The organism is Candidatus Viadribacter manganicus, from assembly GCF_001679665.1.
Taxonomy (GTDB): Bacteria; Pseudomonadota; Alphaproteobacteria; order Caulobacterales; family Aquidulcibacteraceae; genus Vitreimonas; species Vitreimonas manganica.
On sequence record NZ_CP013244.1, the window covers coordinates 1,363,547 to 1,376,218 of the forward strand.

12 protein-coding genes are annotated in these 12,672 nt (G+C 59.5%); 2 read left to right on the top strand and 10 right to left on the bottom strand.

Annotated elements, in window-relative coordinates; genetic code table 11:
* Position 1 precedes the first annotated feature (1 nt).
* From ATE48_RS19995 to ATE48_RS07155, 6 genes are all read right to left on the bottom strand, one after another.
* Positions 2 to 829 (bottom strand): alpha/beta hydrolase family protein, encoded by an 828-nt coding sequence (locus tag ATE48_RS19995; RefSeq protein WP_228126832.1) that lies wholly within the window; start codon positions 827 to 829, stop codon positions 2 to 4.
* The gene (locus ATE48_RS07135) at positions 826 to 2,511 is read right to left on the bottom strand and encodes an ABC transporter transmembrane domain-containing protein (protein ID WP_066769458.1); all 1,686 of its coding nucleotides are present in this window, start codon (positions 2,509 to 2,511) and stop codon (positions 826 to 828) included. Before ATE48_RS07135 ends, ATE48_RS19995 begins: the two co-directional genes overlap by 4 nt.
* Complete coding sequence (locus ATE48_RS07140) at positions 2,508 to 3,635, bottom strand: molybdopterin-guanine dinucleotide biosynthesis protein MobB (RefSeq protein ID WP_156767647.1); 1,128 nt, start codon at positions 3,633 to 3,635, stop codon at positions 2,508 to 2,510. Before ATE48_RS07140 ends, ATE48_RS07135 begins: the two co-directional genes overlap by 4 nt.
* A 272-nt stretch (positions 3,636 to 3,907) precedes the next feature.
* Entirely contained in the window at positions 3,908 to 4,591 is a 684-nt protein-coding gene (locus tag ATE48_RS07145; RefSeq protein WP_066769461.1) for an anti-sigma factor family protein, read from the bottom strand.
* 22 nt (positions 4,592 to 4,613) lie between these two features.
* Positions 4,614 to 5,177 (bottom strand): RNA polymerase sigma factor, encoded by a 564-nt coding sequence (locus ATE48_RS07150; RefSeq protein ID WP_066769472.1) that lies wholly within the window; start codon positions 5,175 to 5,177, stop codon positions 4,614 to 4,616.
* 180 nt (positions 5,178 to 5,357) lie between these two features.
* A complete protein-coding gene (locus tag ATE48_RS07155) occupies positions 5,358 to 5,999 on the bottom strand; it encodes a hypothetical protein (RefSeq protein ID WP_156767648.1) in 642 nt (213 codons plus the stop codon).
* 261 nt (positions 6,000 to 6,260) lie between these two features.
* Between ATE48_RS07155 and ATE48_RS07160 the strand changes: the two genes are divergently transcribed.
* A complete protein-coding gene (locus ATE48_RS07160) occupies positions 6,261 to 7,052 on the top strand; it encodes a hypothetical protein (RefSeq protein ID WP_156767649.1) in 792 nt (263 codons plus the stop codon).
* Positions 7,053 to 7,164: 112 nt separating this feature from the next.
* Here the strand turns inward: ATE48_RS07160 and ATE48_RS07165 are convergent, their stop codons facing one another.
* The 3 genes from ATE48_RS07165 to ATE48_RS07175 form a co-directional block, all read right to left on the bottom strand.
* On the bottom strand, positions 7,165 to 7,872 hold the full coding sequence (locus ATE48_RS07165; protein ID WP_066769481.1) for an anti-sigma factor family protein: 708 nt from the start codon (positions 7,870 to 7,872) through the stop codon (positions 7,165 to 7,167).
* Positions 7,872 to 8,393 (bottom strand): RNA polymerase sigma factor, encoded by a 522-nt coding sequence (locus ATE48_RS07170; RefSeq protein ID WP_066769483.1) that lies wholly within the window; start codon positions 8,391 to 8,393, stop codon positions 7,872 to 7,874. Before ATE48_RS07170 ends, ATE48_RS07165 begins: the two co-directional genes overlap by 1 nt.
* Before the next feature lie 367 nt (positions 8,394 to 8,760).
* Positions 8,761 to 9,291 (bottom strand): hypothetical protein, encoded by a 531-nt coding sequence (locus tag ATE48_RS07175; RefSeq protein ID WP_066769486.1) that lies wholly within the window; start codon positions 9,289 to 9,291, stop codon positions 8,761 to 8,763.
* A 49-nt stretch (positions 9,292 to 9,340) separates the two neighbouring features.
* Here ATE48_RS07175 and ATE48_RS07180 point away from each other — a divergent pair, with 49 nt between their 5' ends.
* On the top strand, positions 9,341 to 10,369 hold the full coding sequence (locus tag ATE48_RS07180) for a S8 family serine peptidase (protein ID WP_066769488.1): 1,029 nt from the start codon (positions 9,341 to 9,343) through the stop codon (positions 10,367 to 10,369).
* A gap of 70 nt (positions 10,370 to 10,439) precedes the next feature.
* On the opposite strand, the gene ATE48_RS07185 is transcribed toward ATE48_RS07180, so the two are convergent.
* A complete protein-coding gene (locus ATE48_RS07185) occupies positions 10,440 to 12,635 on the bottom strand; it encodes a secretin N-terminal domain-containing protein (RefSeq protein WP_066769491.1) in 2,196 nt (731 codons plus the stop codon).
* Between the last annotated feature and the right edge of the window lie 37 nt (positions 12,636 to 12,672).

Here is a 12,672-nt window from a genome sequence, read left to right on the forward strand (position 1 = left end):
CTCAGATGAGCGACAAATCAACGTCGTTTGCAAACCGATCGAAGACACGGCGCGGTAAAGAACTGATTTCAACAGCTTCAGCAAAGCTGTGCGCAACGCCGGCCATGAGTTCAAAACTGGGCGCAGCGTTTTCGCCGGCGACCGCGGCCATCGCATCGACCCAGCGCCGGGCGCGCTCGACGCGCGTTAAACCCTGACTTCGATCAAGTCCCGCGCTTTGACGCAAAGAATGATCGCGCTCCAGATCTTGGCCGCCGACCAGAACGTGCTGCGGCACTTTAAGCGCCGATTTAAGATCAAACTGAAGCGGCGTGCGTTTGGGATTTAACCCACGCGGATAGCGACGCTCTTCATTGGGAAAACTATACCAGCCGGCGCTGACATGAACGGCGCTGCGCACCCGATCGGGATGGGCGAATACAAACCGATGTGAAAATTGCGCCCCGCCTGAAAACCCGAACAATAAAATCTTATGGGTGTCGGCGCGCGATAAACGCCCCACCGCATGCAGCATGTCGAAAAGCGCAAGATCGGCCCTCGCGCCGGTTCGCTCATCAGCCAATTGCTGATATTGGCCGTAGAGCTCTTTTTCAAAGAGCGGCGCAAGGATGCTCAGCCCGTAACGCTCAGCCTCATCAATCAGCCGATAGGTGTGCGCGGCCGCATTGCGCGCGATGCCGTGCACCGAGACCACAAGCGGCGCGCCGGCCACTTCGTTTCTGGCGCGATAAAAAAAGAACCGCCGCGGCGCCGGTCCAGGAATTTCATAATAGCCAACCTTGCCGCTCGGCAAAGTTTCGTCGGCTTTGATGATCTGCATTGGACTCATGAACTTGCGCCCTCTCGCCCAGAGGCGCCGCCATCGATAAGCGCCAAGCGCACAGCCGACATAGCTTGCGCACGCACACCGCCCGCTTCGATCACCCATGTGCTAGTCGCGCGTTGGCGCCATGGCGTAGATTGCGCCGCCATCACGATGGCGCCTGGATAATGCATCAGTCGCTCACCGATGCGCGATGCGGTCTCAGCATCGAAATCCTTGTCGACTTCATCCAGAACCAAAAGCGCAGGCGCCCCCAACATGGCGCGCGCCAATTGCAGCTTTTGACGCTCAGCAGCTGAAAGTTCGGGCGCGCCTTCGCTGAGTTTAAAGCCAAGCCCGCCGCTCAAGCGCCCGATCGTTGCTTGCAGTTCGCATGCTTCAATGACCGCAGCGATCTCCTCTTGCGATGCATTCGGAGCCCGATAGGTGAGGTTCATCGCCAACGAACCCACCAGCAGCGGTGTTGCAGCACCGGCAAAACCAATGGCGCCGCGCAAGCTCCCCACTTTAAGATCACGCGCATCGCGGCCCAGCACTCTAACGCGCCCGCGATCAGGCTCGCTAAGGCGCGCTGCAATGGCCAACAAGGTCGACTTTCCAGCGCCGCTTTCACCGCTGATGGCGACAATCTCGCCGCGGCGAATGTCCATGCTCACGTCCGCGAACAACGCGTTAACCGCAACCTCGCGCAAAGATAACACAAGGGCGTCGTCGGTCTTAGCCGAACGGGCCGCCCGCGGATGCGCGACGGCCAATTCAACACCAAGCGTCTGTTTCAGCTTTGCAATCGAAACACTTGCCCTGCGCCACAATTCAAAGGCAACGCCCAAATCGCGCACCGCGCCGGCCAATAAGCCGCTGACCGAGATCGCCGCGACCACCGCGCCAACGCTCAACACCCCATCGCGCACTTCAAATGCGCCGATGGCCAAGGCCGCAAACACCAATCCAAGTCCGGTCATATGAACGATGGCCGCCATCGCGCCCGACACTTGCGCAAGCTTCAAACTGGCTTCGACCAAAGCCTCATTGCGCTTTTCCAGGCGCTTGCTCTCGCGACCAAACCGGTTGAAGGCGCGAATGGCGCCTGCAGCGCGGATGCTACGCGAGACAAAAGCTGCGATCGCGCCGCGCCTTTTGCGCGTCTGCTTAATCGCCCGGCTCAACGGCCCCGAAAGAAAAAGCACCGCCAAAGCGCCAACCAACACGATCGCGCCTGCCGCCATGGCCAAAAATGGGCTGCGCCAAGAAAGCGCCGCCAACAACAAGAACGTGCTCGCCGTCGCCGAGATCAAACGAACCAGCCCATCGCTGACCCATTTTTTGAGCGCTGTAAGATCGCCGACAAACGGCAATAACAGCCCCCCTTGCCCGCGTTGGGCGAGCACATCCGGCGACACATGCAAGAGATGATCGAACAATTGGCCGCGAAGCTCGCCGATATAACCAAGGCCGAGCTTTTCACCGGCCCAAGCGCGAAACACTTCCAAAGCCGCCCCGGCGCCGGCCAGCAGCACAAAAACCAAAGCAAGCTCGATCGCGCGCACGCCGATGAATTGATCGGCGACCAAAGCATCAACGCCAAGCTGGACGCAAAACGCCGCCCCCGCCGCGATCGCAGCGAGCGCAAGGCTGACACTGACCAAGATCAATAAAAGCCCGATGCGTCCACGCGTCAGTGGGATCATGAGAGCGCGCCGATCGCCACAAACGGCGCATGATGACAAACGCGCGCCGCATCGGTCGAATTTAAGAGCGCGCGCGTGGCCACAACTTCAACACCCAATTGCAATTGCGCCTCGCGCATAGCCAGCGGCGAAGAGGTGATAAGACCGGTCACCGCGCGAAGCGGCAGTCCCCGCTCGCGCAGCCACTGAGCGCCCATCACAGCGCCCATAGAATCGGCCGCAGCCAACAACACCGCATCCAGTCTTTGTTGGGTCCGCGCCGAACTCAACAAGGCGGAGGTCTCGCGCTGGAAAAGACCATCGGCGATCTCAACCACGACGATATCAACCCCGCTCGCTGCAACCCGATCAATGAGCGCGTGCGCTGCATTTTCCAATTGGCCGAACTCGGCCCCGGCCGTCGTGGCGTAACCCACGTCGGTAAAATCAAGCGCCACCAAAGCGCCGGCGTCGCGCATCGACCAGATATCGCCGCCCGAGCCGGTGCCGGTAATTTTGCAGGCGCCGACTTTCAGCCCTCCAGCCGCAAGGCCGCGAATAAGATTGGCCGCTGACGTGGTCTTACCGGCATTCATCGAAGTGCCGACAACCGCCACCACGTGATCGGCGTCCGATGCGCGCGGGCCAACCGAAGCGGGCGCAAAATCTGCAAGATTAAGCGCACCACCGGCGCTGTCGGTCAGCACGCCAACCGGTGTAATCGCGGTCGGCTTTTTAACGCTGGCATGGCGGGCTAAAACCCGCGCTGCAATGCCCCCGCCTGCAACAAGATCACAAGGCCCGATCGCGTCGGGCACGATCGCTTCAAATTGGTCAGGCGCATAACGGGCGCCATAAGCGACGAGGATTTCATCGCCCACATAAAGCTGCGCGCGTCGACCCTGGGGCGATTCCAATCGGGCGTGATGACCAAGCTCACTCACCACCGCAAGCAACACGTGACCAGATTGCGGCGCGAGTTTTTTGGATAAACCCGCAGCTTGTTCAACTTCAAGATGACGGCAAACAAACGAGCGCTTTGCGCGCTGCAAACGCTGATGCAGAGCCTTCAAATCCGGCCCGCCATTGGCGGCTTTCACATCGAAGTTGAAGCTCTTTGGTGGCATCTCGATCGTCGTTTCCACTAGCCATCCCCATTTAGCGCTAAGTCAGCGCCGCACCGGGACGCCTTACCTTTGATGGCGCAACGGGCGCGCCGCCATGACTTTCACTACTGAAGCGTGAGCGTTTTATTCCCCGCGCTCATGCTGAAGACAGCGCCGTCAAATCGCCTCTCATTTTCATTCGCGCCGAAGACGCAAGCATTGCGCAAGACCATCCAGATGCTTGTGCACTTATCATTCAGTTAGCTTTGACGTTCAGCCGCGCTGACCGGCCCGTCACATTGTCTGGCTCTTCAGTTTGAAGATCGCACACGCCAATGGGCATTGATGCGTTCGCTTTCCTCATCGGCGCCAACCAGAACCGGCGTCCCGCGCGCAGCCAATACAGCCTCAAAGATCGAGGCTTGCGCCTCCATGCTCATGCCATGGCCCGAACTTGGCGAAGCGGTCGTTACAGAAGCAACACTTACCCAGCTCTGGCCATCACGACACGCCAACAACGCAAAACTGCCCGTTAAGGTCAAAAGTTGCGCTTGGCGACACACGCCAGCATCGGTGTTTATTGTTTGTGTAAGGCTAATTTCACCGCTCAAAGAAGACCGCATTTGCCCGCTTGGCGCCTCATCGAGCGCGGCGATCACATCGGCCGGTAAAGCCCGCCCGTGGGGGGCGTAAAAATGACCAAAGCCTGCCCCTACGCCAACGCCCAAGATGCAAACGCCAATGAGCGCGCTCACCTGGCGGCGCCATTGGCCTTGGCGAGCAGTGCGGCGAAACGAGCGCAATTTGCTCGCTAAGGGATCTTCCGATGGCGAAGGCGAAACCGCCAGCGCGCCGCGCAACTGGCTGTCGACGCGCGCGAACGCATCCAAACGCTCAGCCGCCGCCGCTTCAACGCTCAAACGTCGACGCAGCACATCACGTTGGCTGGCGTCCAATTCATCGTCCAGATAAGCGCCGATCTGCTCGTCAATCATCAGAAGATCCCAACCCCATCGCCTAGCCGCTCTCCTGGCCGTTTTCCCGGAGATCTTTCTGGCCATTCTCGCGGCCATCTTCGTCAGTTTGGTGCGAAGACTTGAGCGCCTCTGCAATCGCCGCGCGCGCGCGCGCCAATCGGCTCATCACGGTGCCGATCGGGATTGCAAGGGTCTCCGCCGCCTCCTGATATGAATAATCTTCAAGCACAACGAGCGTCAGAACTGCGCGTTGCTCAGGCGCCAAGTCCGAAAACGCCCGCACCACCCCAACAAGATCGCTGCGCGCTTCCAAAAACGGGGTCGGATCAAGGCCAATATGTTCGGCCTCTTCGATTTGAACTTGGCGTCGGCGTGCAAACTCATTGCGATTATCGATCCAGACGTTTTGGATGATTTTAAACATCCAACTATCCAAGCGCCGCGCCGGGTCGAAACCGGCCGAACTGCGCAAGGCGCGCTCTAACGCCGTCTGCAACACATCCTCGCTCAGGTCCGATGCGCCGCAAAGCGAGCGCGCAAACCGGCGCAATCTCGGCAGCAAACTAACGAGCGCGCTTTGAAACTCTCTTTGTGCAGACGACATAACGTTTGATGATTACCGCGCGGCGGCCTGGATATTCCCTAAGGGCGGCGGCAAAATTTCGATCCTCGCCAGCCCAAGCGCCCAAACGCGACGTCTTTGAGCCTAGCCTCTCAAGGCCGAAGGCCACATCTTAGCATAATGTAAGCCTTAAGAGCCGACCGACCCAAAATGGGCAAGCGCTTAGCCTGCGGCAGCGGCGTCGCTTACATTAGGGGCGCTAAAGCGCGCCAAACCTTGGCGCCAGATCTCGCCAGCGGCCGTCTCGGCCTCTTGCGCTGATGCAATCGGCGCAGAAACAATTTGCTGCAAATACCAGCCATCGCGTTCGGCCACAGCGACGCGCAAAAATTGCATTTCACCGCCAACCGGCGCCTGCAAACGCTGAATGCGATAATGCACCAGCCCTTGTGGCGATTGAAGATCGGCGGCGCTGACTTGGCCTGGCCAAGCTTCAGGCTCTAATCCAGCGGCCAATTGCGCCACGCTGGCGCTAAACACGGCGTCAAGCGTGGTTGGCGTAGAAAAACGCACAGCAACCCAACCGACCGCCACCCCATCTTGGGTGCTCGAACATTGCGCTCCGGCGTTTTGGGCGTTGGCTGGAAAGACATCGAATGCAAATGCCCCATTAGGCGGCAGAACACAGACCATGCCGCTTGGCTCATGACGAATGGCGGCGAAGGCATCGGTGCTGGCGTCTGCGAAATCGGGCGCGCCGCGCTCGCGCAACATGGTTTGCGCCAGCTCATGATTGGCGCCGGCATCGGACTTGTTGCAAGCGCCCAAAGCCAAGACCAGCACACACAAACCGACACGCAACACTTGCCCTCTCCCCTTCGTTTGAAGAGCCCATCGAGGGCGCTTTGGAGCGGCGCTTGTCAATTGAACTCGCGCCTGAGGGCTCATCTTCGCGCCGGGCCTCGCCCTCGCCTTCAAAGCGAAGCGGCTCGCCTTTTATGGGCGCTCGTCTCGATTAAAACATGCGGCCAATGGGAAATCGAACCCGATCGCCTCCGCTATGAGAGAAACGCGGTGAAAGCCGCTCTGGTTTGTGTCGAATGCGGGAGCATTGAGGAGAACCCAATGAACGTCCCCAAAGGCGCGCTCGCGTTGGCCTTAGCCCTCGCCGCGGCCTCGCTTGCAAGCCCTGCAAGCGCCGAAGTGCGCTTAAGCTTTGCCGCCGGCCTCGACTATTCCAACGGCAAATATGGCCAAGCTGAAAACACCGAGATTATCGCCGTGCCGTTCGGGGTGCGATTGAGCGTCGATGATTGGACCTTTAGAGCCAATTCTTCCTATCTCACGGTGACAGGTCCAGCCGACGTCACCGAAGATGGCGAAACCAGCCAGAGCACCGGCGCGCGCCAAGGCGCAGAGCGCGGCATCGGTGATACAACCTTATCGGTCGAACGCGCCTTTCGCCGCATCGGCGGCTCACCCGCTTATGTCACCGCAAGCGCGCGCGCGCGTTTGCCCAGCGGCGATGAAACGCAGGGGCTTGGGGTTGGCGCGGTCGATTATTCATTGGTCGGTGAAGCTGGCGTCTCGACTGACGAAGGCGGGGTTTATGTTTCGGCTGGCTATCGCTTCTTAGGCCAAACCGATGACGGTCCAGAACGCCAAGACGGCATGCAAGGGGCGATTGGCGCATGGGCGCCGCTCACCAATCGCGTCCGCGTCGGCGCTTTTGGAAGCTGGCGCGAGGCCTCCATCGAGGGCGGTGAAAATCCTGCCAGCGCCGGCGCTTATATTTCTTATCGCATGAGCGAGCGCTTGCGCGTCACCTTTACAGCCAGCGCCGGCCTTTCAGACGCAAGCGCCGATGAAACAGCCGGCATCCGCTTTAACTGGCTGCCCGGCGCATTGAACGATTAACTCTCTTGCCTCGCCAATGCTCAACGCCGCCGATCGAAGATCGGCGGCGGTTTTGTCTATGCTTGAGCTACGTCGTCGGTTCGAAAACCAAGCGCGTTTTCAGCCGCTGATCTTAACGCCAGCCATCATTGATCGCCTGGCGCTCGCTTGGTCCATCAAGCGCTTCAACAGCGCCCAATCTTGCAATCGCCGCATCAATGACGCCGCCGCCGCTTGCGGCGACGTAAAGATCAGCGCTGGGCGCCGGCGTCGCCGCAATCATCCGCCATGAGCCGGACGCGCCTTTACAGGCCAAAACATCGGTGCGCTGTTCAGAGCCGTCCAAACGAAACTGACGGCAAAAATCGCCGCTTGCCGTGCGCACGCTCAAAATCGGCTCAAAGCGCGCGCCGTTGATTTGCGCGCTTTCGCCGCTGGCGAGCTGATCCAACAAATGGCCCTCGCCAACAGAGACCCCATAGGGCTCAACAACGGCGCGATTGAGCGCATCGCCAAGCACCATCCCACAGATAAGCGCCATCGACATCGCCGCTGCGCCCGCCCCCCAACGCCAGCGCCTATGCTCGTTCAGATATCTGGCGACCGGCCCGATCTTTGCGGGACCGCTCGGCGGCGCCTTCAAAATAAAATCTTCCAAGCCATCGGCCCGCGCAGACGGTGCAAGGTCAAACGCCGATTTCAACGCCGCATCAGCGCCAGCCATGCGTTCCAAGCGCGCCGCTGCGGCCGGATCATGGCGAATTTTATGTTCGACCATGATGCGCTGGGCCGGCGAGAGCTCGCCATCGAGATAAGCGCTGAGAAGATCGTCGTCCAACATCAGTTTTGCTTTTTCACCTTCGCAAATGTCGCTCGTTGCATCAAAGCCGCCATCGCCGAGCGCGCGCGAGACAACCTGCTCATCACCGTGCCTAAGGGTATCGATAACGCCTCGGACACTTCAACATAAGTCAGCCCCTCAAACACCACCAAAGCCAGCACCGTTCGGTGTTCTTCGGCCAGATTTGCGAACGCTGCCCGGGCAGCGCGCATTTCATCGCGTTGTTCAATGGTCTGACGTCCGTCTTCGCCTTCAAAATCTAGATCTTCAAATGGCTGGGTCGGCGATCTGGCTTCGGCGCGCCGCATGTCCACCCAGCTATTTTGCATGATCTTGAACATCCAAGAATCAAGTCTTCTATCGGCCTGAAACCCACTCCAATTGCGCAATGCCCGCTCCAGCGCCGAATGCAGCAAGTCTTCGGCCAGGTCGGTGCGCCCCGCCAAAGCCAAGGCAAAGCGCCTCAGCCGCGGCAGCAGCGACACCAGTTCTTTTCGGAACGCGAGATTGTCCTCACTCATTTCCGTACAACCACTACCGATCAAACGGGCATTCTATTCCCGGCGGCGTGATTATTTCCCCGAGCGCTCATCCATGATATGGTTAAAGTGTGGAGTGGATAACGATGACGCACGCTTCTCGTATCAAGCGTAGCATAATGATAACGCTCTCAATTGCAGCGTTTGCCGGCCTTAGCGCCTTGCTCGCGCCGGCGCTCGGGCGCGAGCCCATTCCAATCATGTTCGACCGTGGCTCAGACGATGGCGGCGGCGGCGATCTTGATACGATTGATGATGCGCTCGAAGAGGATCATTCAGGCTCAAGCGACAGCGACTTTGACGATTTCGACGATGATCATTCGGGCTCTGACAGCAGCGATCTAGACGATCATTCAGGCTCCAACGAGAGCGGCGACACCAACAGCGACGATGACCAGTCAGCCTCAAGCGAGGGCGGATCGGACAGCGGTTCAGGTTCGAACTCCGATAGCGACCAAGAGCTAAGTTCTGGCTCGAATTCCGGCTCCAGCAGCGACGACAGCTCAGCAACCAGCGAGCAAAGCTCAGGATCCAATTCAGGCTCAAGCGAGGGCGGCGACAGTTCAGACAGCTCCGGCGCCCATTCTGGATCAAGCTCTGAATCTGGATCAAACTCCGGCTCGAGTGAAAACACCGAGAACGGCTCTGGATCAAATTCAGGATCAAGCTCTGAATTGAGCGCCAATTCTGGGTCGAGTTCTACGTCCGGCTCTGGGTCCAACTCAGGCTCAAGCTCAAATTCAGGCTCCAATTCTGGATCCAGCTCTGGGTCTAGCTCGGGCTCTGGCTCGAACTCAGGCAGTTCTGGATCAGGGTCTGGGTCGAACTCAGGCTCTGGATCCAATTCTGGCTCAAGCGCCAATTCGGGGTCTTCGTCCAATAGCGGCTCTCATGGCGGTGAACACGCCGAGGCCAATAACGCCGCCCTGGTGGCTGAAACCCAAATCTACGCGGTCGAACACGACAGCCACGGCGATGAACGCGTCGTCGGCGAGATCATCTTAATCGGCCAAGCCCGCGACATCGCCCGCGCGAACGGCGCAGGTTTTAGAGAAATTTCCTCGCAGGCTTTAGCCTCAGGCGGGGTCATCACCCGCTTGGGCGCCCCCCAAGGCATGAGCGTGGAAGACGCCGCTCGGCGCCTCAGGCGCCTTGCCCCGCGCGCCATCGTCACCGCCAACAACATCTATCGCAGCGCTGAAGCATTAGTGCGAACCCAAATGGGCGCCGTCGCTGCAGCGCCGGCGCCGTTGCGCGGCGTATTGGGCGTCATCGACACCGGCGTTGATACTTCGGCGTTGCCGCCAAACGCAGTCTTGAGCCATCAGGCCTTTGCCGGCGCCGCCCCGATCGCGCATGAGCACGGCTCGCTGGTGGCTTCGATTGCTGTCGCCAACGGCGCCCGGGTCCAGGTCGCCGACGTCTTTGGACACAGCACCGATGGCGCGCTTGCCGCCTCTGCCGAACGCATCGCCAGCGCTCTAGATTGGATGATCGCCAATCGCGTCGCCGTCATCAATATCAGCATCGAAGGACCCAATAACGCCATCCTCGCCGAGATGATCGAGCGGGCAGCAGAACGCGGACACCTCATCGTCGCCGCCGCCGGCAATGGCGGACCGACAGCGCGTCCAAGCTTTCCTGCCGCCTTTAATGGCGTCTTGGCCGTCACCGCCATCGACACCAGTGGCGCGCCCTATTTCAGAGCCAATCGCGGCGCTTATATCGACTTTGCCGCGCCTGGCGTTGATGTGCCCGTCGCCTTAAATGGCGCCGTCTTGCGCGCAACCGGAACCTCATTTGCAGCGCCGGTGATCAGCGCGCTTGCGGCTGCGCATTTATCGGCGCCTTCGCCGCGTCAATCCAACCGCGTCGTTGAACATCTCCGCGCCGGCGCTGAAGATCTAGGCGCGCCGGGGCGCGACAATGTCTTCGGTTGGGGCGCGCTTCGCGATTGATGTTAAGCTGGCGAGACTCTGCAGCGTAAATCTGCAGCTTACATCTGCGCCGGATCAATTTTGCCGCCGATTAATTCGGCGTCGGCGTATGCAAATTACGCGTATGGGTGCGCGCATCGCCAAACGGCAGACGCCACGGATAGAGCGTATAAACCTGCATGCCGCGCCGGCGCATGGTCGTGTTGACCGACTGCGTCAACGACTGTGCGATCGCTTCAATGTCTTCATCATCGCGCACAATGTAAGGCGTCAACATGATCACCAACTCGACCTTATCGCCGCTCACTTCTTCGCTTCTGAACGCAGACCCAATAAACGGAATATCTTTAAGCCCAGGAACGCCGCGTTGGTTTCTTGAATAAGTGTCTTGCATCATACCGCCGATCACCGCGGTCATGCCTTCTTGCAAAGAAATCTGCGTGCTGACGCTGCGATTGCGGATCAAAGGACTATTGATCGCAGCCCCGGTGTTCGGCTCTTGGCTCGAGACCTCCTGGTAAAGCGAGATGTCGATATGGTCGTCGCCATAAACGATCGGCCGCACGTTCAAAATGATGCCGGTCTGGCGATATTGCACGGTCTGCAAAACATCGGTGTCGCCGCCGGTTTGGTTATCGGAAGCGCGCTGTGACGTAATGATCGGCACATCAGTGCCGACCAGCATCTCAGCCTCGCGGCCCGAGCGCGTAAACACGCGCGGCGTCGACAAAATGTTGAGATTGCGGTTCGACGCAAAGGCGTTGAGCGCCGCTTCGACGGTGCCGCGTGAAAAGACATGCGAGGCGATGACGCCAAGACCGCCTGCCTGACGGCTAGACCCACCTTCGGTCGTCGCCTCCAACAGCCCCCCGTCAATGCTTTGGTTCAAATACCACTCAACCCCAAAGCGCGTCTCATCGGTCAACGTCACTTCCGCAACCGTCAGTTCGATCAGCACCTGGCGCGGCGGCTGGTCAAGCTCGACCAAAACTTCGCGCAAACGCTGATATTCGCTTGGCGCACCGCGAAACAATATCCGGTTGCCGACCGGATCAATGGTCAGCCCGTTGCTTCGACGCACACTCTCACTGTTGCGCTGGCCCACGGCCACGCCATTGACGCGCCGCACCGCCACTTCCGGCGGCGTCACTGCATTTTGGCCCGGCTCGGCGCTTGTCGTGTCGCCAACCAAGGCGCCCAATTCTTCAGCGCTCATATTTTGCGCGGTGTAGATGAAAATGCCATCGCTATTGCCCAAGGCTGCGGCGGTATCGAGCTCACGTATCCAATAAAGCGCGCGCTCAAACAGCCGCTCATCGTTGGCAAAAATCAAAACCTGATTGGAATTGGCAAGCGGCAACATCACGAACGCACCGCCATTGGCCTCCAGCGGATTTTGAACCCGATAGCCTTCGGTTCGAAGCGCCTGTGAGACATCGCCAGCCAATTGTTCAACGCTCATGAATACAGGCTCAACCCGGGCAATCTGGCCGCTGGCGAAATTCGGCTGATCCAATTGGCGCACAATCGCCGCCGCAGCAGCGACATCGCGCGCACTGCCGCTGATCAAAAGCGTGTTGGTCGCCGCTTCGGCGCTAAAGCGCACAGAGCCTCGATTGGGATAGGCCTGCTCAAGCAGCGGCATGATTGCATCGACATCAAGCGTCGAGATCGAGAAAAATTGCATGACCGGGCGCGATGGCGCCGGCGTTTCGGGGCTGGTGCGGGTGCGGATAAAGCTCGGCGCGCGCCCACTCATCACCGTGTCATCCAGAATATGCACCCCGCCTTCGTCGATCACCACCGCAAGGCCATATTGGGCAAGCGACATTTGCGCCATGGTGAATAGACGCGTCGAACTCATGACGTCAGGGCCGCGCAACGCAATAAAATCGCGCCGCTCAGCAATCCCCGGCCCCATCGCGTACGGCACGCGCAACAATTCACCAAACACCGTGTCGATAAATTGCGCCAAAGGCTGAGGCGGCAAATTCACCTGAATGTCGCGCTCACTGATGAGGGCCGCGATCTGATCTTGTGTCGGGGCAACGCGCGCGATCTCACGCGGCTCTTCAGAACTCGCCAGCACCGGCGATAAAATCTCAACCCGATTGTCGCGCGGCGCCGGGTTTGACGCTGGCGCTGTCGCGGCGGCCTCCGATTGGGTTTGGCGATCGTGGTTAACCGGCGCTTGCAGTCTTGGAAACGAAGCGCAGCTGGCGAGCAACGCCAAAGCCGCCAATATTGATACGCTCTTGAAACGCCGTGCCAGCTTGGCGATCGCCACTTTTGTCTCCTTTAGGCACACCTTTAATAGCGCCCTG